21 protein-coding genes, 2 pseudogenes and 2 other annotated features are annotated in these 20,154 nt (G+C 41.7%); of the genes and pseudogenes, 14 read left to right on the forward strand and 9 right to left on the reverse strand.

The genetic code is table 11. The features are described from left to right. The 4 genes from LF822_RS21260 to tyrS form a co-directional block, all read left to right on the forward strand. A partial coding sequence (locus LF822_RS21260) for an HYR domain-containing protein (RefSeq protein WP_253926102.1) occupies nucleotides 1-918 on the forward strand: 918 nt, incomplete at its 5' end. A gap of 181 nt (nucleotides 919-1,099) precedes the next feature. Beyond that, on the forward strand, nucleotides 1,100-1,912 hold the full coding sequence (locus LF822_RS21265) for a GNAT family N-acetyltransferase (RefSeq protein WP_253926103.1): 813 nt from the start codon (nucleotides 1,100-1,102) through the stop codon (nucleotides 1,910-1,912). Nucleotides 1,913-2,043: 131 nt separating this feature from the next. After that, a complete protein-coding gene (locus tag LF822_RS21270; RefSeq protein ID WP_253926104.1) occupies nucleotides 2,044-2,718 on the forward strand; it encodes a hypothetical protein in 675 nt (224 codons plus the stop codon). A gap of 53 nt (nucleotides 2,719-2,771) precedes the next feature. Continuing rightward, nucleotides 2,772-2,993 (forward strand) — a binding site (T-box leader). Nucleotides 2,994-3,034: 41 nt separating this feature from the next. Further along, nucleotides 3,035-4,279 carry a tyrosine--tRNA ligase gene (tyrS, locus tag LF822_RS21275; RefSeq protein ID WP_253926105.1) on the forward strand — a complete coding sequence of 415 codons (1,245 nt, stop codon included), beginning with the start codon at nucleotides 3,035-3,037 and terminating at the stop codon, nucleotides 4,277-4,279. Nucleotides 4,280-4,628: 349 nt separating this feature from the next. On the opposite strand, the gene LF822_RS21280 is transcribed toward tyrS, so the two are convergent. Further along, nucleotides 4,629-5,156 carry a DUF2179 domain-containing protein gene (locus tag LF822_RS21280; RefSeq protein ID WP_253926106.1) on the reverse strand — a complete coding sequence of 176 codons (528 nt, stop codon included), beginning with the start codon at nucleotides 5,154-5,156 and terminating at the stop codon, nucleotides 4,629-4,631. A gap of 245 nt (nucleotides 5,157-5,401) precedes the next feature. On the opposite strand from LF822_RS21280, the gene LF822_RS21285 reads away from it, so the two are divergent. Together LF822_RS21285 and LF822_RS21290 are read left to right on the forward strand one after the other, a co-directional pair. Next, entirely contained in the window at nucleotides 5,402-5,950 is a 549-nt protein-coding gene (locus LF822_RS21285; RefSeq protein WP_253926107.1) for a TetR/AcrR family transcriptional regulator, read from the forward strand. Nucleotides 5,951-6,004: 54 nt separating this feature from the next. Continuing rightward, nucleotides 6,005-7,156, forward strand: coding sequence for an MFS transporter (locus LF822_RS21290; protein WP_253926108.1), 1,152 nt, complete (start codon nucleotides 6,005-6,007; stop codon nucleotides 7,154-7,156). A gap of 518 nt (nucleotides 7,157-7,674) precedes the next feature. Here LF822_RS21290 and LF822_RS21295 read toward each other — a convergent pair. Both LF822_RS21295 and LF822_RS21300 read right to left on the reverse strand, forming a co-directional pair. Next, entirely contained in the window at nucleotides 7,675-8,436 is a 762-nt protein-coding gene (locus LF822_RS21295; RefSeq protein ID WP_371925987.1) for an HAAS domain-containing protein, read from the reverse strand. 3 nt (nucleotides 8,437-8,439) lie between these two features. Continuing rightward, complete coding sequence (locus tag LF822_RS21300) at nucleotides 8,440-8,781, reverse strand: PadR family transcriptional regulator (RefSeq protein ID WP_253926110.1); 342 nt, start codon at nucleotides 8,779-8,781, stop codon at nucleotides 8,440-8,442. Nucleotides 8,782-9,152: 371 nt separating this feature from the next. Here LF822_RS21300 and LF822_RS21305 point away from each other — a divergent pair, with 371 nt between their 5' ends. From LF822_RS21305 to LF822_RS21340, 8 genes and pseudogenes are all read left to right on the forward strand, one after another. Continuing rightward, entirely contained in the window at nucleotides 9,153-9,530 is a 378-nt protein-coding gene (locus tag LF822_RS21305; protein WP_253926111.1) for an iron chaperone, read from the forward strand. A 165-nt stretch (nucleotides 9,531-9,695) separates the two neighbouring features. Then, nucleotides 9,696-10,265: a GNAT family N-acetyltransferase gene (locus LF822_RS21310; protein ID WP_256522596.1), complete on the forward strand. Its 570-nt coding sequence runs from the start codon at nucleotides 9,696-9,698 to the stop codon at nucleotides 10,263-10,265. Nucleotides 10,266-10,347: 82 nt separating this feature from the next. Next, nucleotides 10,348-10,505, forward strand: a pseudogene (locus LF822_RS21315) (GntR family transcriptional regulator); the annotation flags it as partial. Nucleotides 10,506-10,693: 188 nt separating this feature from the next. Further along, complete coding sequence (locus LF822_RS21320) at nucleotides 10,694-12,004, forward strand: MFS transporter (RefSeq protein WP_253926112.1); 1,311 nt, start codon at nucleotides 10,694-10,696, stop codon at nucleotides 12,002-12,004. A gap of 107 nt (nucleotides 12,005-12,111) precedes the next feature. After that, on the forward strand, nucleotides 12,112-12,276 hold the full coding sequence (locus LF822_RS21325) for a hypothetical protein (protein ID WP_253926113.1): 165 nt from the start codon (nucleotides 12,112-12,114) through the stop codon (nucleotides 12,274-12,276). Between the two features lie 204 nt (nucleotides 12,277-12,480). Further along, nucleotides 12,481-12,798 (forward strand): SRPBCC family protein, encoded by a 318-nt coding sequence (locus tag LF822_RS21330; protein ID WP_371925988.1) that lies wholly within the window; start codon nucleotides 12,481-12,483, stop codon nucleotides 12,796-12,798. 135 nt (nucleotides 12,799-12,933) lie between these two features. Continuing rightward, nucleotides 12,934-13,198: a binding site (T-box leader), on the forward strand. A 61-nt stretch (nucleotides 13,199-13,259) separates the two neighbouring features. Beyond that, the gene (locus tag LF822_RS21335) at nucleotides 13,260-14,501 is read left to right on the forward strand and encodes an MFS transporter (RefSeq protein WP_253926115.1); all 1,242 of its coding nucleotides are present in this window, start codon (nucleotides 13,260-13,262) and stop codon (nucleotides 14,499-14,501) included. Nucleotides 14,502-14,651: 150 nt separating this feature from the next. Then, nucleotides 14,652-14,951: a hypothetical protein gene (locus LF822_RS21340; protein ID WP_253926116.1), complete on the forward strand. Its 300-nt coding sequence runs from the start codon at nucleotides 14,652-14,654 to the stop codon at nucleotides 14,949-14,951. Nucleotides 14,952-15,064: 113 nt separating this feature from the next. Here the strand turns inward: LF822_RS21340 and LF822_RS21345 are convergent, their stop codons facing one another. The 6 genes and pseudogenes from LF822_RS21345 to LF822_RS21370 all read right to left on the reverse strand — a co-directional run bounded on the left by LF822_RS21345 (nucleotide 15,065) and on the right by LF822_RS21370 (nucleotide 19,998). After that, nucleotides 15,065-15,874 carry an ABC transporter permease gene (locus LF822_RS21345; protein WP_253926117.1) on the reverse strand — a complete coding sequence of 270 codons (810 nt, stop codon included), beginning with the start codon at nucleotides 15,872-15,874 and terminating at the stop codon, nucleotides 15,065-15,067. Continuing rightward, nucleotides 15,864-16,844 carry an ATP-binding cassette domain-containing protein gene (locus LF822_RS21350; RefSeq protein WP_253926118.1) on the reverse strand — a complete coding sequence of 327 codons (981 nt, stop codon included), beginning with the start codon at nucleotides 16,842-16,844 and terminating at the stop codon, nucleotides 15,864-15,866. The genes LF822_RS21345 and LF822_RS21350 overlap by 11 nt, the downstream gene beginning before the upstream one ends. 199 nt (nucleotides 16,845-17,043) lie before the next feature. Then, nucleotides 17,044-17,967, reverse strand: a complete 924-nt coding sequence (locus LF822_RS21355) for a S66 peptidase family protein (protein ID WP_253926119.1) — start codon at nucleotides 17,965-17,967, stop codon at nucleotides 17,044-17,046. A gap of 231 nt (nucleotides 17,968-18,198) precedes the next feature. Continuing rightward, nucleotides 18,199-18,348, reverse strand: a pseudogene (locus LF822_RS21360) (DUF6440 family protein); the annotation flags it as partial. Nucleotides 18,349-18,400: 52 nt separating this feature from the next. Further along, the gene (locus LF822_RS21365) at nucleotides 18,401-19,150 is read right to left on the reverse strand and encodes an ABC transporter permease (RefSeq protein ID WP_253926120.1); all 750 of its coding nucleotides are present in this window, start codon (nucleotides 19,148-19,150) and stop codon (nucleotides 18,401-18,403) included. Beyond that, nucleotides 19,147-19,998: an ABC transporter ATP-binding protein gene (locus LF822_RS21370; protein ID WP_253926121.1), complete on the reverse strand. Its 852-nt coding sequence runs from the start codon at nucleotides 19,996-19,998 to the stop codon at nucleotides 19,147-19,149. Before LF822_RS21370 ends, LF822_RS21365 begins: the two co-directional genes overlap by 4 nt. Nucleotides 19,999-20,154: the final 156 nt, after the last annotated feature.

Below are 20,154 nucleotides of genomic sequence, written 5' to 3' on the forward strand. Positions count from 1 at the left end.
GACAATTGTCCAGACGCTACCTCCACCTGCACTCCAGCATCAGGGAGTTTCTTTCCAGTGGGGACGACACTTGTCACGTGTATAGCGACCGATGCCTCAGGAAGTGAAAGTGACCCATGTTCATTTGAAGTCACGGTTAATGATACGGAACCTCCAATGATCACCTGTCCGGATAATATCACTGTCCTCGTCATACCCGGTGAAACGGGAGCCGTAGTGAATTACCCTGATCCGGTGGTTACCGATAACTGTCCAGGTGTGATAAGTTCCTGTTCTCCTGCCTCGGGATCTTTTTTTCCAGTAGGAACGACAGAGGTCACTTGTACGGCTGAAGACGCCTCAGGAAATATAGCTTATTGCACATTTAACATTGAAGTGGAAATTGTTAGCCAGAATATATTGCAATTGGATTTAGTATTAAACCATGAAGTTCAGGTAATTAGCGATGAGACAATAGAAGTAGAGGCTTTCTCCATTCAACAGAGAAATGAAAATGACCTTGAAGGGAAGGGCAATGTGGAATGTATAAATGTGCAAAGAGTTCATGATTGGTTGGTCTTTTGTACAGAGTTACAAACCGAAGTTGCCATTCCAGCGGCTTGTAATGTCGCGGTCTTTGAATGCACGGAGTCAGGCGGGGAAATAAGCATCCAATGTGAAGCCGTACCCAATTCTGGCCGAATTACTATTTTAGATGATGTTCGCGATGTTCCAGGAATTCCAGGAGCAAGACGGGTTCCAATACGTTTTACTATTCTTCTTCAAATTCAATACTTCTGTGGCGATGTACTCGTATGCGAATTCGAAGCCCCGGCATGTCAGGTGGAAGAAGTGATCCTCTGTTACCCAGAAGGCAGCTCTATTATTGCAGAAGTGACTGAAGTTCAATGTCTAGCTTGTCAGTATCAGCGTGATTAAGAGAGGGATAGAATTCTCTATAATATAAGCTGCTCAATGATATGAAGTTGTTGAGCAGCTTTTTTTGGCTACAGTTTTCAAAAAAAATTAATTATAAATTTAAAAAGGAATCTCTCCGCTTTTGTTTAATGTATTACACAGGAGTTTTTTTGAAAGTAGAACGTTTAGATGAGGTGAATATATGTCGTTCCTATTATCTAATGATCATGCGAGAATGGTGGAAAACGCTGAAATAAATACATTAAAGAATAGGTTGGAAAGGATAAAGGAAATAGTAGGAAATCCAATGGAAGTAGACATAAACAAGTTTGGGCATGCAGTTGCTTTTACCGTAAAAAATGTACCCGGACCTACTTTCAATATGGTCAAAGGAATGACTGAATTAGAGATAAATTTATTAGATTCTATAATAGACTTTTACAATGCGAAAGGTATTCCAGCCAGGTTTGAGGTCACTCCGGCGCAAGCCTCTAAAGAACTCTTTAGGAATTTGAGTGTAAAAGGCTTTTACCAAAGCGGGTTTCATACCTCCCTTTATGGAACATTACCTCCCCACAAACATAGACTCAAAGAACCTTCGGGAATAAAGATTGAAAAAATGAATATAGAAAATTTTGATGCTTTCGGTGAAATCTATACTAAAGGATTTAATATGCCTGTTAGTGTAAAAAATCATGTCACGAAAAACAACAGAGTTCTCTTAAATAATGAACACTGGAACTTTTATTTAGCAAGTGTAGAAGGGAAGCCTGCAGGCGTGGGCGTGTTGTTCTGTGAAAACGGAATAGGTACATTAGCTGCATCAGCTACTTTACCAGAGTTCAGAAATAAAGGGGTACACACTGCCCTTATCAAAGAACGGATAGAAAAAGCAAATGAATTAAACTGTCATTTAATTGTGGGCCAATCAGCTTTTGGAAGTGTGAGTCAAAGAAATATGGAAAAAGCCGGGTTAAAGATAGCATACACTCATGCTGTTTGGGAGGAATTGTAAACAGTGACTGTCTTAAAAGAATATTGCGGAATTAAGGTAATATTGTTAGCTAAGCAGAAAAAAATAATTGAAATAAATGGATTATTTTGGAATAATTAGTGAGGGAGAGTGACAAATAAAGGAGTGATTCAATGAAGAACCGTACAAATTGGAGTTATTTCGCCCTGCTGCTTGCACTATTACTCGCTGCATGTTCAAACGGAGCGGAGGGGAAATCAGAAACAGAGCCTGCTGATTCTGAAGAAGAAAATACTTCCTCAGAAGAAGAAAATAAGCCAAAAGATGAGGAAAGCGACGAATCAGATTCAGAAGACACGGAAGAGAAAGATGCAGAGGATACATCTTCAGAAGAAACAAACGATGACGATTCAGAGGATACATATGAAAAAGAAGAACAAGCCCTGAATGAATATTCCTCCGAAGAAATTGAGTACGCCCGCGTCTGGCGGCAGCTTGGATCGCATCAGGACATCGAACAACTAAGTGTTGAGCACATCCCGGCCGGTACACCGCTTAATCCTGATGAGGAAATAAGTCTGGACTACCCAGAGGATGTCGTTAAGCTGCGCGGCTCACGTCTGGCCGATGGAGAGGGCGTAATATACAGCGGGAATGGGGATGGAACGATTAATGTGTACGACGTGCCCATACGTTGGTACGGCGGTTTTCCTCGTCCTGATCATCTCGATGATGATGACGTTCTTGAAGACATGGAAAACATAATCAACAACACAGAAGAAGTATACATCGAGCCAGGGAATGACGAAGAGATTACAAACCTAATCGAGAAAATTGACATTCAATAAAATAAAAATTGACAGTCCGTGAAAATAAACGTAATATAATTCTAAATTTAATAAAAAAGGCAATGATGGAACGAAGTAGTATAAATATCAATGGTTCAGAGAGTCGATGGTGCTGCGAATCGATGCATATATTTATATGAATTACTTTCTGGAGCTTCTAATGCGAAACCGATAGTAGTATTAGACGGTAAACCCGATATCTTTTTTGAGTGGAAGAAGAGGTAATCTCTTTCTTTAACTTGGGTGGTAACGCGTGTTCAAGGCACGTCCCATGGCAGGGGCGTGTCTTTTTTGTATTTGAAAAGGGGGAGGATCTATGAAATATGTTGATCAGTTAACGAAACAACAGCAGGAGGAGCTTCAGAAGCAATATGAAGTCCTGTCTTATGGAGTGGATTCGATCGTTCCTGAGGATAAATTTAAAGAAAAAATCGCTAAGTCGATAAAGGAGCAACAGCCGCTAAAGGTGAAATTGGGACTCGACCCCACAGCCCCTGACGTCCACATCGGCCACACCGTAGTATTGAATAAATTGAAGCAATTCCAGCAGTTCGGGCACACGATTCAGCTGATCATTGGTGATTTTACAGGGAAAATCGGAGACCCCACTGGAAAGGCAGCTGCGCGGAAAGCGCTAACCGATGAAGATGTGCGTCATAATGCAAAAACGTACGCCGAGCAATTTGGAAAAGTTATCGATATGGACGCTGTAGAACTTCACTACAATTCCAGGTGGTTATCGAAAGTGAATTTCTCAGAAGTCCTTCAGCTGGCGAGTCAGGTGACAGTCGCCCGCATGCTGGAAAGAAACGATTTTCACACACGGTACCAAATGAACAAACCGATCTACCTTCATGAGTTTTTCTATCCTGTGATGCAGGGGTATGATTCACACGTGTTGGAGTCAGACATTGAATTAGGGGGAACGGACCAGGAGTTTAATGTACTGTTCGGCCGGCAGATTCAGGAGCAATTTAATCAGGAGAAACAAGTCGTCTTACTTCTGCCTTTAATCGAAGGACTTGACGGCAAGGAGAAAATGTCAAAATCCAAGAATAACTATATCGGCATTGATGAAAGCCCGAATGATATTTTTGGCAAGACGATGTCAATTCCCGATGAACTGATTGTGAAATATTTTGAACTGACCTCCAACCTCTCTATCGAGGAAGTAGCTCAAATAAAAACGCAGCTTACGGACGGTGCTCTTCATCCCATAGAAGCCAAAATCCGCTTAGCCTGTTCTTTCGTAGAAATGCTTTATGACAAAGAAGAAGCCAAGAAAAGTCAGGCTCATTTTGCCAATGTATTTCAAAAGAATAAAATTCCTGATGACATGCCGGAAGTCGTCTGGAATCAAGACTTAAGGGTCGGCATCGTCGATCTAATAAAGGAGCTTGGATTGCTGCCGTCTAAGAGTGAAGTGAGACGAATGGTTAAGAATGGCGGTATTCGTATTAATCAGGAAAAAATAACGGATCCTTTCACAACGGTAGATGTAGTTGATGGCATGATTGTGCAGGTGGGGAAACGGAAATTTGTTCGATTAAGGGTAAAGTAAGGAAAGTGAGAAGAGCTTCAAAAAGTAGAGAAAAAGGGGAAAAAGCGCCGCTTTTAAGCGGGACAGACGGAAAGTCCCCTCGGTCACGACAGTTCACTTTTCGCAAATGCCCATAAATTTGTCTATTTGCCCATAATTTGAAATTATCGCCCGTAAAATATAATTATAGCCCATAATATTGTGAAATGACCCATAAACGGCGATAAACGCCCATAAATCGAGGACGCTCACCTCCGTTTGTGCACGTGCAGAGATCAGTGGAGGTAAGATAATATTAAAATTGGGCTGATTTCTGCAGTGCTTTTCTTCTCGGTTGTTATTCTATTAAGGTTTACAGGGGGGTATTTAATTATTTTCTCCTCTTTGTTTTTTTCATAGAACTTAAAAGGTAGCCTCCCTTGAACTTACGCGGCTCGTAGGAAATGACAAAGGCATTTGGATCATATTCTTCAATTGTCTTCATTACATTTTCTTCCATATTTCTTTTTGTCAAAATCTGAAGCTGATAACGGACCCCGTCTCTTCCCATTCCTTCAAATACGGTGACGCCGTACCCATTGTTCCGCAGTGTAGAAACCAATTCAGAATTCTTGTTGAGTAAGTTAACCGTAAGAGTGGTATATCCTAAAGCCAATTTGTTTTCAATGTAATTTCCTAAAAATATTCCTGCGGCAAAACCTAAGGCATAAACAAGCATTTCTGGAATACTTTGCTCACCGCTAAGGACAATGGATAAACCAAATACATAAATTAACGCTTCGAGAAATCCAAAAATAGCAGCAAGCATGCTCATGTTCTTTACAACAAATATAATTCGAAGTGATAAGGTTGGCACTAAAATAATTTGTAATATAAAAATCAATAGGATGTTAGGCATAGGGAAAACCTTTCTAATGATAGATTTCTAATAATGATCTACCTTTCAATTTACCAAAAATAAGAAAATGTGCAAAGCATCTTGTCTTAAGGTCAAACAGGTCTAATGAGCGGTAACTGGCGATAATGAAGCATGTCAGGGTGCAGCGTTAGTCTCGCAGGTGAAAAAGGTTGACGGCATATTGAATGAATAGTATTCTCTTAGTAGAAAGGTCATTCTATCTAATTTAAAAAGGAGTAATTGAAATGACTGTAAAAAAAGACACATTACTTCAAGCAGCTGAACGCTTATTTTATGAGTACGGATTTCGCGGCGTAGGACTAAAGCAGATCATCTCTGAAGCGAACGTGGCCACAATGACGCTTTATAACCATTTTTCCTCCAAAGACAATTTAGTCGAAGAAGTACTGAAGCAGCGGGAAGAACGCTATTGGTCTTACCTGGATGAACATGTAGAAATGGATTCAGAGTCGCCGTTCATCTCTGCTGTTGAAGCTCACGGCCGCTGGTTAAAAGAACAGTCCTACAGGGGATGCATGTTTTTGCGGGCGATTGAGGATTATGCGGGAACGGATAACGAAATTGAAAGCATTGCACGAGGACACAAATCCAAATTGCTCAAATATTTTCAGCAATTGGCTCAAAACAAAGGGAAAGAGAACGAACGAGATTTAGCTCATCAATTTACATTGCTGCTTGAAGGAACTACTTCCATGACGACATTAATTGGTGCTGAGAAAGCAACAGAACATTCAATTGCGATGGCGAGGACCCTGGTCAAATATTCATCGTAATTTTTTTTAACAAAAAATTAGAAAGGTCGTTCTATATAAAAAAAGGAGGATCCTATGAAATTTTCCAGATTAGTGTTACCAGGAGTTATGATGATTGCTGCTACTTATGGATTGGCGAGGTTTAGTTTCGGTTTGCTTCTTCCTGAGATTAATCAATCGCTTAACATGTCAGAGTTCATATCAGGAGCGGTTTCATCTCTGTTTTACTTAGCCTATTGCCTCACGATCGTCTTATCCACGGTGATCACTACAAAGGAAGGACCAAGAAGGATGATCCTCGCAGCTGGTCTGTCCGCTTTTATGGGACTGCTCCTGATGGGGGTCACACCAAATGTATGGGTGCTTGCGTTAGTCGTGTTACTTGCCGGAGGCAGCACGGGTCTGGTCTCTCCTCCTTATGGCGCAGCGATTTCGCTTTGGATAAAAGAGGGGCAGCAGGGACGGGCAAATACCTGGATCAATTCAGGAACGAGCTTCGGCATCGCTCTTACCGGCGCAGGTGCGATGTTTTTAGCACAGAATTGGAGGTTGACGTATATCATTTATGCGGTCTTGACGTTCCTGGTTCTGTTATGGAATTTTAAAGCGATTCCGAATGACGGAGCAGGTGAGGGGTTGAGATTTAAAAAAGGAAACCTCTCCATACGAGGTGTAAAAGGATCCCCCTCTTTAATCATGGCTTCTCTTATTCTCGGAATTTCCACAGCGATCTTTTGGACATTTTCCAGATCATTCATTGAAGGAGCTGGGGATTATCATGAGTGGCAGCTCTCCCTATTTTGGGTCGTCATCGGACTATTTGGTGGTCTGGGAGGGTTTTCGGGTTCTTTAATTGAAAGGAAAGGTCTCTCTTTTGCATATAGGTTAGGGAGTTTGTCGATTGCTTCGGCTTCGATTATTTTACCGGTTACTGCAGGGAATTGGTTATTATCATACGTATCAGCTGGGATTTTTGGCTGCTCTTATATATTTTTAACCGGCGTGCTTCTTGTCTGGGGTATTCGCGTATTTATTACGAACGCTTCCTTAGGGATTGGTGTTCCATTTTTACTATTGGCGGTGGGGCAGGTCGTAGGTTCCGTACTTGCTGGATGGTCGATCGGAACGTGGGGTTATGCTGCTTCTTTTATACTTTATGGATTTATCGGCATGGGGGCTGCTTTTATAAGCCCGAAGAAGGTTAGAAAGTCAAACGTCAATAACTAGTGATAACGCAAATCACGAAGAGGTATTAGATATTTTGAAGGATTACGAAGAGAAGGGTTCAGGTATATAATGTAAAAAGCCCGTTTACTAGAGGGACTTTTTACATTAAGAGGAGAAAGGAGTGTAAAATATGCTGGAAGGTAAAATATTTTGGTTATTTATGTTCGTTTATATCATATTGGCGGGATTAATAGTTATGTTAGTTCCAATGGATATAGCAATCGTACCGATAGCTATTTTGCCCCTGGTGGTGTTTATTCCGTATAACGTCCTAATTCTCAGAAATAGAAAAAATAGGAATACTAATAATGAAACGTGAAAAAAAGCAGTGAGCACCAGTACAGCTGCTCGAGGTTTATTCTATAAAAAATAATAATCATAAAGGTCTGTTCAAGCTACAGGTCTTTATGATTATTAAAATAAAGGAAAGAATATGATTCTAGAAGGTGGCTGAAAAAAAAAGAAGGAACCCACCGAACTTAACGAGCTGCCGAAACAGCTCGTTAGGCAGCTAAAGATTATCTTTGCTTAGTTTTTTCTGCGGAATGTGACAACCAAAGATAAACTGCAAAGCCAGCAATAATAATCAATGGCTGAATCATGAATTGAGTGTCCTCACTAAGTGATGTGCGGCTGAGTAAGAAGTCGGGAAGTGTTACCAGGGCCACGATCATTACGAGAACCCACGATTGTGCCCAAATCGAGACTCCAATGATAATGAGCGAGGCAAGTATACCGATGATCAGGCTTCCCGTCTGGCCGAAGTGAAGGGCAGGTGTGTCTATGACTTGATTTAGATAGATGAGACCGACAAACAGAACGATGGGCAGCGTGGCGATACCGCCTAACAGGACCACCTGTTTTTTGAAGGATGTACGGTGAGCAGCCAAATATTTAAACCCTGTGAAAACAGAAGCAATAAACAGAGCAGCAATAACAAGATGCCCGATGATTTCCAGGACAGAATAGGAAAGGCTGCCTCCCATCAGGTCAGGGAAAATGGTAATAGCGAAAGAACCAAAAACGATGAGACAAATGTATGTAAACCATGTTCGATAGTCGTTCACCATTTCATTTGAAATCATCTTCATATATTCTTTCGGTGATTTCCCCACGATTTTTTCAATAGGCTTTCCATTTTTTTCGGCTTCACTTAAATGCACCTCAAGCTCTTCCGTTATTTCATCAATTTCCTCTGAATTCTTGCCACTGGAAAATAAGTAAACTCGTAAATCTTCCAAAAACTTCTGGCTTTTACTAGATAATTGAGCGTTATTCATCAATTAGTTAACCTCCTTTTGATTAGATTCGTTGTGCAGCACCCGGTTGACGTTAGATTGCAGATGGTCCCACCGTTCCGTAAAGTGATTCAATTCCAGCTCGCCCTTTGGAGTTAATGAGTAATACTTTCTTCTTGGCCCAGCAGTAGATTTCTTTAATGTCGAGGTAACGAATCCTTCTTTTTGCATCCGCAGCAGCAAAGGATAAATGGTACCTTCGCTAAAGGAGTTAAAGCCATACTCTTCAAGTTTTTGCGCTAATTCGTAACCGTAGACTTCATTATCATTGATAATGGCGAGCAAACAGCCATCAATGATCCCCTTTAGCATTTGCGTGGTTGACATATGCCCCCTCCTGTTCCAGGTAGCTTGTAATACAAGGGTTTATTCCGTGTAGTACCTTGTATTACATGATATATATTAAACATAGCATCATAAGTATTGTATTGCAAGGTAAATTAATCTATTTTGCTGGATACTTACGAATCAACTTCATTAAGTAAGGATAAGCTTCATTTATTTATAATACAGAACATTGTGTAAAAGCCGGTGTTTTGAAATAATTGGTTATAAGAGTACATATTAAGTTTCACCACTACCAGAGAATCCTCTTTCAAAAATTCACGCGCCTTTCCGTAATGTAAATGAACGATTTATTTGGTTCCTTTCAGTAACTATGAAATCCGATAAAGAAAGCTTATTAAGGAGGATGAACTATGCAATACGATGTGAATACACCACAAGAATATATGGAAGCACTGGATGATGACTGGAGAAAAGAGAAGCTGCTGGCAGTAAGACAATGGATTTTAAAGAATGGACCTGAGCTTGAGGAAGGGATCCAATACAAAATGCTTTGTTATGGCAGCGGGTCTCATACGTTATTCCAATTAAATGCACAAAAATCTTATGTAAGTTTATACGTGGGCAATATTGAAAAGATAGAAAATGCTAAAAACCTTCTATCCGGATTGAATTACGGTAAAGGATGCATACGTATTAAGAAGTCTGTGGATTTAAACACAAGTGGACTTGACGAATTTATAAAAACAACCACCGAAATGTGGAGAGCTGGCAATGACACTTCTTGTTAGAGCGACTTTGCAAAGAGTTCCTTTCAGACAGGCGATTTGAATGAGAATAGACTTGTAAACGCACTATGAATACATATTGAAAGGTGTGATGTCTTATGGCAAATAAACAAATGAATTCAACTCAAGCAGATTTTAAAAAATTAATTATGCAGAGGAGATGTCACATTGATAACAAAAGAATTTAAGATTCAAGAAACGGAACGATTGATTCTAAGACCGTTGCAGAATGAGGACTATGAACGGTGGAGAGAGGGGTTCCGCTACAGGCTTCCTTCCCAGTACAAATATGACGGCGGCAGCATAGATTTGAACGAATGGAGACAGGAGAAGTTCAACGATGTGGTTACCAGACATCAAGAATTAGCCGAGCAGGATGAAGCCTATGTTTTTGGGGTGTTTCGAAAATCGGATGGTAAGCACATGGGGAAGGTTGAGTTTAGTACGATTAGGAGAGAGGAATTTCAGTGGGGGATGCTGGGGTATCGGATTCATAACCAATTCTGGGGAAGCGGCTATGGTAAAGAGGCGGTCAGTTGTGGCCTGCCCATCTCCTTCAATGATCTTGGTTTTCACAGAATTGAAGCTCATATCAATGTAGATAATACCCCTTCGATTCGGTTAGCCGAGAGTGTGGGAATGACGTATGAGTGTACGAGAAAGGCATTTATTTATGAATTTGAGGAATGGACCGACAATCTAGTATATTACATGAATGCCGAATCATCTGTAACGTAAAACACGCCGATCGTGTATTTTAAAGATACAAATAGTAAAGGAAATAATAGAATTATTATAATTGCATAAAGGGGGGAGAATCATGCCGGTTAATTCTTTTGAAAATTTCCCGATGAGCTGGAAACCATCACTTGACCCAACAAAAACCCCAATTTATCAAGCACTCGCAGAACAATTGGAACAGGATATTTTAGAAGGCGTTTATTACCTGGGACAAGACTTCCTCCGCAGCGGGAGCTGAACGTTTTGTCGTAGGCAATAGCAGCCCGGAACGAGCTGTAAGAATTTCCGTCTGCGCTACAGAAACCCTCGAGGAACTGGAGCAGGGATTAGTCATTCTTAAACGATTATTACAGCAGCTTCACTAACATTGTCCGCCCATGGTACGATGGTTCTCATCTAAGCCGCATAGAAAGGAATGATCGATCATGGTACGAAAGGAAACCAAAGGATCAACTTCATCGTCCAGGATACAAAGCTACGTTAATTCATCCGAAAAACAACAGCAATTATATAAAAGAACATTACTTATTGTAGTCATCTCCCAAGTGTTCGGAGGGGCTGGACTTGCGGCAGGCGTAACCGTGGGAGCACTTCTTGCCCAGGATATGTTAGGTACAGAGAGTGTATCCGGTCTTCCTACGGCATTATTTACTTTAGGCTCCGCAGCCGCAGCCTTGCTTGTAGGCCGTATCTCTCAGCGGTTCGGACGGCGGTCAGGGCTTACAGCCGGGTTTCTAGCCGGAGGGATCGGAGCTATTGGCGTCATTATTTCCGCGTTAACAAGCAGCGTTATTCTTTTATTTATTTCACTGTTCATTTACGGAGCTGGGACGGCTACAAACTTACAAGCCCGATACGCAGGGACGGATTTGGCAAACTCTACACAAAGGGCAAAAGCAGTTAGTGTGGCCATGGTTTCCACTACATTCGGTGCTGTAGCCGGCCCTAACCTTGTCGAGGTCATGGGCGGTTTTGCCAGAGGCATAGGAGTGCCTGCTTTGGCCGGACCTTTTATACTAGCAGCTGCCGCGTACATTCTTGCTGGCTTAGTGCTGTTCATCTGGCTTCGTCCTGATCCTTTTATTATCGCCAAAGCTGCAATGGATGCTCAGCGGACAACGAATCATTCAACCACTGAGAAAGCAGCTGATGTATTTTCAAATAAGCGTGGCATTTTTACAGGGGCTGCCGTGATGATTTTAACTCAATTTGTGATGATGGCCGTTATGACGATGACTCCTATTCACATGGAACACCATCGGCATGGATTGAACGCAGTAGGGCTTGTCATTGGGTTTCATATAGGGGCTATGTTCTTACCTTCATTAGTAACTGGTTATCTTGTCGATAAAATCGGGAGAAACGTAATGGCTGTTGCTTCCTCTGTAACCCTGCTGGCTTCTGGTTTTTTGGCTGCTTTTGGACCTGGTGATTCAATGGTCGTCCTTATAACAGCACTCGCTCTGCTTGGTCTTGGCTGGAACTTTGGTTTAATCAGTGGCACAGCCATCCTTGTAGATGCCACTTCCCCATCTACTCGTGCGAAGACACAGGGAGCGGTAGATGTTTGGATCGCATTATCAGGCGCATTAGGGGGAGGAATATCAGGGTTAGTTGTGGCACAATCCAGTTTTGCCGTTCTTTCAATTGCCGGTGCTGTCCTTTCATTGATACTTGTGCCTATTGTGATAGGGTACGGTAATCATCAGGATAAGGTGAAAGAAAAGGCGAGTTAGGCTGAGCAAATCGACATGAGCTGGGCAGTCTTTACCTCGGGCTGACCTGGTGCCGGCAGCAGTATGAGCGCGCGATTACCAGCTTTAGTCAAGTGCTGAATGTAGGAATGTTCGCCCAGTATACGAAAGGGGCGGTGCTCTCCGAACGTTCCATAACGAAACTCCAGTACGTTACGTACTGCCGGAAAATTCGGGTGAAAGAACGATCGATTCTCGTCATAGGAGGTGAGCAGTTTCTCATTGATGCTGAGGTGACATTTCACCCTATATAAATTCGCATGCAAAAAAGAACTAGATCATTTTTACGATACATGTTACTAACCACCGATCTTTGGAGGAGAAGAAATGATGGTAAATGTAATAACAGAGAAAAAGATCAATAACTCCATTGAAAAAGTTTCTAAATACGCCGAAAACCATCCCATGCTCCTAAATGGTACGTAAATATTGATTCAGCCGAATGGCAGACGGAAGAAATAGTGGAAAAAGGAGCACGTGTAGCATTTAAAGCAAGTTTTCTCGGACGAAAGCTTGCTTATGTTTATGAGATTGTAGAATTTGTGCCAGGCAGCAAAATGATCATGCGGACCGTAGACGGCCCCTTTCCCATGGAAACGACTTATATTTGGAAAGCCTTGAGTGACAATCGCACCCAGATGACTCTGCAGAATAAAGGGGAGCCAAAAGGGTTTTCAAAAATGTTATCTCCTTTCATGACTTTAATGATAAAAAAAGCGAACAAGAAAGACCTTGAAAAAATCAAAAAGATACTAGAATCCAGCACCTTTGAATAAGCAACAGGACGGGCGTCTCCTTAGTAATAGGGTTAACGAACGAAAGCCTTCATACTGATCAGCACCTGCATAAACAAGGCCATTTTAAAAAAACATTTACAAAAATGACAGATTTATGGATAATATAAACAATATTAAACGGCGATGAAGAGAAGAGTAAGTAAATGAACATTCTTTGCAGAGAGCCCCTATCAGGTGAAAAAGGGCAGGAATGATTAACTGAACCAAACCTCAGAGCCTCACACGGGAACCATATTTAAGCGGGATCGTGTGACGGGAGCTCCCGTTATAGAGATAGGGTATAACCAACGATTTAGTTTACGTACCTGACAAGGTTAATATGGCGACGTATTAATAAACTGGGGTGGCACCGCGATTCAATAATAATCTCGCCCCCAAGACTGTATGTCTTGGGGGTGGGATTTTTTTATTGCAAAAATCCACAGTGAAGGAGTTTTTTTATGGATCGAAAGAAGGAGCGGAGAGATCCGATTCTCTTATTATTCAGTATCGGACTATCTAATATAGGAGATTGGATTTACTTAATTGCGTTAAACTTGATCGTTTTGGATATGACGGGCTCGCCACTCGCTGTCGCCGCTTTATATATATTAAAACCGTTAGCCGCTTTGTTCACGAATTTCTGGTCCGGCACTATCATTGACCGTCTGAATCAGCGGAACCTTATGGTGGGATTGGACATCGTAAGGGCCGTTCTCATTTTCATTCTACCTTCCTTATCATCTGTCTGGCTGATTTATACCGTTGTCTTCTTAATTAATATGGGAAGTTCAATCTTTGGACCTGCTTCTATGACCTACATAACGAAATTGATACCATCAAATAAGAGAAAAGGGTTTAATTCGCTAAGAAGTTTAATAGATTCAGGAGGCTTCTTACTTGGTCCTGCCATTGCTGGTTTGCTGTTTATGTTAGGTACTCCCGACATGGCGATCTATGTTAATGCTTTAACTTTTTTAGGTTCGGGATTCATTACCTTGCTGCTGCCTCGACTAGAGGATTTGCCTTTGGAACAAAAGGATTTTCCAGTCCTGTCATTGTCACTTCTAAAGCAAGATTGGAATGTAGTAATGCTTTTTACCAGGAACTATTCCTATGTGATGGTAATTTATTTTCTGTTCAGCCTGATGATGGTTATGGCCACAGCTCTAGACTCTTTAGAGGCTGCATTTTCCAAGGAAGTTTTACATTTATCTGATACGGAGTACGGGTTTCTCGTAAGTATCGCAGGATGTGGTATTGCAGCTGGTGCAGTGGTAAACACCATATTTGCTAAGAAATTATCGATCTCAGTATTGATTGGGGTGGGTTCATTCATGGTTTCAGTGGGATATATTATCTACTCCTATTCAACTCATTTCGCGCTGGCCGCGTTAGGGTTCATCGTGCTGTCATTTTCCCTCGCCTTTGCCAATACAGGGTTTCACACCTTCTACCAAGAAAATATTCCTGTGCATGTAATGGGCAGAGTTGGTAGTATCTATGGGTTGATCGAAGCTTTGTTTATCATCATCGCTACGATTTCTATTGGGGCGGCTGCTCAATTCGTGTCGATTAAGCTGGCTGTAATTGGTGGGGCCGTTCTCATGCTTATGGTTACTGGGGTACTATGTTTTATGAGTTTCTCTTCTTTGAAAAATTCGGATAAACAACTATGTGAGAGTGAAACTATGAAAGTGTAAAGTGAAGATGGGTTCTTTTGAAACTTCAAGAAGGTCGGTTCGTAATTTATACGAAGGGTTTTGAGCAGGCGAGAAAAACGAGCAGATTATATTAAATAAAATCTTCTTTCTACATCAAATACAATCACTATTTTAAAAAGGGGGAGAGAAATGAGGAGAATTTTTTCTGTTTTATCAGCAATATGTACTCTATTAGGACTAAGTATAATTATTTCTATTTCATATATGGGAAACCATAATGGCAGCACCCTTTATGAAACCTTAACTTTCGGAACAAAAGGTACATCGTTTATTGTATTATTTAATCTCTACAATTTTCTAGGATTTTTGTTTGCCTGTCTGGCCGAGAGGAACAAGTACAGAGTATTATTGTTTATTTGTAGTATCGCACTGCTGGTGGTAAGTCTAATATTAACTTTTGTAGGTGTTTACGGGTTTAAAGAACCTTAATCGATTCACAAACGATTTCAAAGTACTAAACAGCCCTGGTCCCATAAAGCACAGAACCAGGGCTGTTCTTTTATCATATGGAAGCAGTTGAAAACCCGCCAACTCCCAACAACTTAATTCTTATTTCTAAAAAAGTACATCGTCAGTGTACCAAACACAGCAATTAAACCTACGGAAATGTAAGTGATGATCAATAGTTCACTCGTAACGTCATAGCCATGAATTAATCCCCGGGCCGCATCGACCACGAAGGTTATCGGGTTAATGTCTACAAAGTGCTGTAACCAATTTGGCATGGTGGTTGGATCAACGAACACGCTGCTTAAGAAGGTGAGCGGGAATAACAGCATCATACTTATAGCCATGAGGGCTTTTTCTGAGCGGACAATGATGCCAAGCATCGTCCAGATCCACGATAAACTAAAAGCAAAGAATAGAATAACGAGGACGGCAAGGACGACTCCTGCGAATCCGGCTTCTGCACGAAATCCTAAAATGTAGCCAAGTGTCACCATGATGGTGGCGGCAAGTGAATAGCGCACGACATCGACGAGCAGCGCCCCTACTAAGACGGCAGGCTGCCAGATCGGCAGGGAGCGAAAACGATCAAAGACACCTTTTTCGATGTCTTTATTTAAATCCAGTCCGGTATACATCGTAATCATCGCAACCGTCATCACTAAAATTCCCGGCAGGACAAAGTCTAAGTATTCTCCTGTTGATCCCGAAATCGCTCCACCGAATAAGTACGTAAACATCAGCAAGAAGATAATCGGGAATACCGTCACATCAAACAGCTGCTCGGGAACATAGCGGATCCGTAATAATGCCCGCCATGCAAAAGTCAGGGCGGCATTCATCGGCGAAGCTTTGGATGGGCGTTTCTCTAACGTGATTGATTTTTCTAATGAATTATTCTCCACTAGCTTCCCCGCCTTCCTGTTTCGCCGGCTTTCCGGTAATCGTTAAGAAGACATCATCTAAACTCGGCTGCTGCATAGAGAAGTCTTTCACGGCTATCTTTTGATTCGCGAGTTCTCCAATCGCCTGCGCAGCCTTTGACTGGTCTTTCATCGTAACGGAAATGGATAAATGCTCGCGATTTACTTCAGGTGCCTGTGTGAACATCCCTGCAAAAATTGCCGCGGCCTTGTTCAAATCATGCTCATCTGCGAATTCAATAATCAAGCTTCGAACTCCAATCGATGATTTCAACTCTGCGCTCGTACCTTCAGCGATTAAAACGCCCCGGTCAATGACCCCGATCAGATCAGCCAGCTGATCGGCTTCTTCTAAGTATTGTGTCGTCAGAAATACCGTCGTTCCATTCTTAACTAATGCGCGGATGATCCCCCACACTTCATTCCGGCTTCTTGGATCAAGACCGGTGGTGGGTTCATCCAGAAAGAGCAGCTCTGGTGAAGTCACAATACTTGCGGCAATATCAATTCTTCTTCTCATGCCGCCGGAGTATTTCTTCACCTGGCGCTTCGCAGCATCCTCTAATTTAAAAGCGGCTAATAATTCATCGGCACGCGCCCTGGCTTCTTTACGGGTAAAACCAACTAACCTGCCGATGAAAACTAAATTCTCCCGGCCGGATAATTCTTCATCAACCGAAGCAAACTGTCCCGTAAGACTGATCGCTTGCCTGACATCATCCGCTTCCTTCGTGAGATCAAAGCCCATGACCTTCGCCTGGCCTTCTGTTGGTTTCAGCAGCGTGGCCAGCATACGGATCATCGTCGTTTTCCCAGCTCCGTTAGGGCCAAGAAATCCATAGATAATGCCTTTTGGCACCTTTAAGCTAATGCCATCCACAGCTCGTTCTTTTCCAAAAGCTTTTACCAATTGATCGGCTTCGACTGCATATGTGTTATTGGATTGATCCATTCACTGACCTCCCTATTCTCTTTCATTTTACCATAGGACAGAAGTCTTGCTATTCGTCTAAAGGATGATTTTAAATGAGGTTAATAAAATAAACCTGTGTGCATCAATGATATCAGCGAAAATAAAAATATATCAGCGTTTGCTTGATCAGATAGTCAATTACAATTTCTATTACCCTCTGCTAGTTCTATCAGTAGAACTAAGGAGTCGTAGCGGGAGTGAGAACAGTCAGGGTATTATTGATTGTATTCAAGTTCACCGTTGCCCCAATTGGAATGGCCGTTTTATAGGTGTCGTGTCCTGTGGTTAAATTAGTCATCAGCGGCTTTCCTAATGGTACTATAAATTTATTAATCAAGTCTTTGTAAGTCCTCCCATAAGATTCATCACATTCTGTGCACTCTCCCATAACGATCCCGATACAGTCCCTGAATTTTCCGGCCATTCTTAAATGCTCGATATACCTGTATACGGTGTTGATAGGTTCGTGGGTATCTTCGAGCAGCAGGATTTTTCCCCGGGTATCGATTTCAAATGGAGTACCGATCGTGCCAACTAAAGATGTGAGATTTCCACCGACAATCGGTCCGGTGACGTCCCCGGGTACCCAGCTCTCTACTGGTATACCAGGGGGTGTTTGTATTTGTCCAATAGGGCCAGGGGAAGAAACCGCGTTAAAAAATTGATTAAAATTATATTCTGGGGTATCCGGGTTAAAATCAACAAGCAAAAGACTGTGAAAAGTGGTTAAATCGACAAATTGATACAAGGTGTTCAACAATACTGTAATATCGCTGTAGCCACTTATGATCTTTGGATTTTCCGCTATTAATGGATAGTCAAGAAGGGGGAGAATCCCAGCAACTCCCACTCCTCCCCTGGTAGGTAAAATCATTTTCACCTCAGGATTAGCAAACATATCCATTAAATCCGCCGCACGATTCTGCCTTGTACCTGCTAAGAAACCATCACGCGAGTACACGCTGCGGCCGAAAAAGACATTAAATCCCATTTCTTCCAGCATTTCCACTCCTGTCTCAACCTCAATCCTTTCGGGCGGGCTCCCTAATGTAACAATACCGATCGTATCTCCGGGTTCTAAAGACAACGGCCTTATGGGCATTGAAAGTAACTCCTTTCGAGGGACGAAACGTCACTTTAGAAATAGTGTATTAATGAAGTCACGCCGGCATACTAGGAAGGGTTAAAATAGCTAGGAGAAAACCCTTATTTTTCAAGGGAGCGGACTTTCTTTTATCAGCGTTTTTGGCATTTTATCCGCGCTTTTCTGTTTATATCTGCGCATTTTTAAATATATCAGCGATTCAACGTCGAGCATAGGTCAGTGCTGCTATCAGTCACCTTTCTCTATAACTACTTCGCCGTTCTCATCTAATAACGGGGTATGCGAAACACCTTGTGGAGCCCAGGTATGCAAATAGTGGACACCGGTGGCAGTATCCACTAACACTAGTATCAGTCCATACTGATAATGTTGAACAGATTTTTCTTCAAATCCTTTTTCTTATTTCTAAACATTCTTTTTCACTCCCTTCTTACTCATGATCCAGCCCATTTTTCTTATAAACATAGACAAAAATCCCGAGAGAGATGAAAAGCGAACCAAGGAGCACGCTGGTATCTGTTACGTTCCACTGATACTCATTATTGAAGGACAGGGATTCAGCCAGATTTGCCAATACTCCTCCATACGTGTAGTCTAGAATCTCTGCTAAGTTCTCATTAAAAGTGCGGAGGACAGGGGTTGATGTTAGGATAAGTAAAATCGGTGTACTTACCAGCGAAGCCTGTGCCTGGTTTTTTGAATAAATTCCGATAATATATCCAATTAAAATACTGACTAAGCTTGCCAATGTCGTAATGACAATGTAAGTAGGCAGAGGGATTTCTCCAAATGGCACTCCACTTGCCGGAATCAAAAGGATATTGGTCGTGATTAAGATCAGTAACGTTGGAATCATACTGCCTATAAAATATTCTCCTCCTTTAACTGACGATGTCATTAACACTCGTAAGGTATGTTTCTCTTTTTCTTCAGCAATAGGAGAGCTGCTCATCGATATACCGGCGATAGCTACATTAAAAATCAGCCCGAAGCTTAGTAGAAAGCCACTTGTGGAAAACGGCGCTCCAGCCTCCCCAGTCTCTACCTCGGGCATAAGGCTGCCCATAACAATTACAAATCCGATTGCAAATATAGGTGTGAAAAGGATGCTCATATTACTCAGCATCAATTTTAATCTCAATTGAAGTACGGCATTTATTTTTCTAAATGAAAGTTTCAAACCAATTCCCTCCCGGTAACTTCTAAGAATACTTTTTCTAAATTGGGTTCACATGAATGAATCGTCAATAGTTCATCGTTTAACAGCCAGTGGTGGATCTGTTCAATTGCCTCAGTCGAATGATGTAAAATAAGCTCCCGTTCATTCCTCAACAGGATCTGGTAACGTTTATCCAGGTTGTACTTAAGAGTCAGAGCCTTGGGTGAGTCATGTTCGACAATAAGACCATCATTTAAAAGGGCTACGTGATCACATAGCTTAGTCGCTTCATCCATATTATGGGTGGTCAGAAATATGGCTGTGCCATTTTCTTTTAATTCCTCAAGTAAGGCGTGAATGGCTTCCGTTGTCACGGGGTCCAGTCCACTGGTAGGTTCATCTAAAAAAAGGACCTTCGGCTGATGCAGCATCGCTCTAGAAAGAATCAAACGCTGCTTCATTCCCTTAGACAAATTTTTGGCCAATTTATTTTTATGCTCAGCTAGTCCGACTCTTTGGAGGAGAATGTCAATCCGCTCTTTCTCAACATTCAATAACTTAGCGAACGCAGTTAAGTTATTATAGACCGTTAATCTTTCATATAAACCACTGTTATCAGTCACAATTCCTATTTGCTCATAAATACTTTCATCAATTTGTTCCACAGGATTCCCTAAAACAAAAGCCTGGCCGGAGGTTTGTGCCAGCTGGCCCGTCAGGATTTTTATCGTCGTTGTTTTCCCTGATCCCGAAGGACCTAAGAATCCAAAGATTTCTCCTTCATGAACTGAAAAATTTATATTCTTTAGAGCCGATTCGTCCTTGAACTTTTTTGATAAATGTTCTACCTGGATTAATTTTTTGTGCATTTACCTCTCTCCTTCATTAACCGTGTAATGGGCGCCTCATCCAGCATTAACTTTATAGAACCCAAGGAGGAATGTCGTGAAAACCCGTTGAACAGTACCATTCAAAAGCCCAAATGTAACAAAAAAAGGCTGAAATCATCCTATTTCAACCTCAAA

This window comes from Halobacillus sp. A5, from assembly GCF_024189315.1.
Lineage (GTDB): Bacteria > Bacillota > Bacilli > Bacillales > Halobacillaceae > Halobacillus_A.

Excerpts from the sequence above, each read along its gene's own strand:
- LF822_RS21335 (WP_253926115.1), top strand. The coding sequence starts at position 13,260 with ATGGATCGAAAGAAGGAGCGGAGAGATCCGATTCTCTTATTATTCAGT.
- LF822_RS21370 (WP_253926121.1), bottom strand. The coding sequence starts at position 19,998 with ATGCACAAAAAATTAATCCAGGTAGAACATTTATCAAAAAAGTTCAAG.
- LF822_RS21280 (WP_253926106.1), bottom strand. The coding sequence starts at position 5,156 with ATGCCTAACATCCTATTGATTTTTATATTACAAATTATTTTAGTGCCA.
- LF822_RS21350 (WP_253926118.1), bottom strand. The coding sequence starts at position 16,844 with ATGGATCAATCCAATAACACATATGCAGTCGAAGCCGATCAATTGGTA.
- LF822_RS21300 (WP_253926110.1), bottom strand. The coding sequence starts at position 8,781 with ATGTCAACCACGCAAATGCTAAAGGGGATCATTGATGGCTGTTTGCTC.
- LF822_RS21265 (WP_253926103.1), top strand. The coding sequence starts at position 1,100 with ATGTCGTTCCTATTATCTAATGATCATGCGAGAATGGTGGAAAACGCT.
- LF822_RS21285 (WP_253926107.1), top strand. The coding sequence starts at position 5,402 with ATGACTGTAAAAAAAGACACATTACTTCAAGCAGCTGAACGCTTATTT.
- LF822_RS21325 (WP_253926113.1), top strand. The coding sequence starts at position 12,112 with ATGTTCGCCCAGTATACGAAAGGGGCGGTGCTCTCCGAACGTTCCATA.
- LF822_RS21295 (WP_371925987.1), bottom strand. The coding sequence starts at position 8,436 with ATGAATAACGCTCAATTATCTAGTAAAAGCCAGAAGTTTTTGGAAGAT.
- LF822_RS21340 (WP_253926116.1), top strand. The coding sequence starts at position 14,652 with ATGAGGAGAATTTTTTCTGTTTTATCAGCAATATGTACTCTATTAGGA.
- LF822_RS21355 (WP_253926119.1), bottom strand. The coding sequence starts at position 17,967 with ATGCCCATAAGGCCGTTGTCTTTAGAACCCGGAGATACGATCGGTATT.
- LF822_RS21290 (WP_253926108.1), top strand. The coding sequence starts at position 6,005 with ATGAAATTTTCCAGATTAGTGTTACCAGGAGTTATGATGATTGCTGCT.
- tyrS (WP_253926105.1), top strand. The coding sequence starts at position 3,035 with ATGAAATATGTTGATCAGTTAACGAAACAACAGCAGGAGGAGCTTCAG.
- LF822_RS21320 (WP_253926112.1), top strand. The coding sequence starts at position 10,694 with ATGGTACGAAAGGAAACCAAAGGATCAACTTCATCGTCCAGGATACAA.
- LF822_RS21270 (WP_253926104.1), top strand. The coding sequence starts at position 2,044 with ATGAAGAACCGTACAAATTGGAGTTATTTCGCCCTGCTGCTTGCACTA.
- LF822_RS21305 (WP_253926111.1), top strand. The coding sequence starts at position 9,153 with ATGCAATACGATGTGAATACACCACAAGAATATATGGAAGCACTGGAT.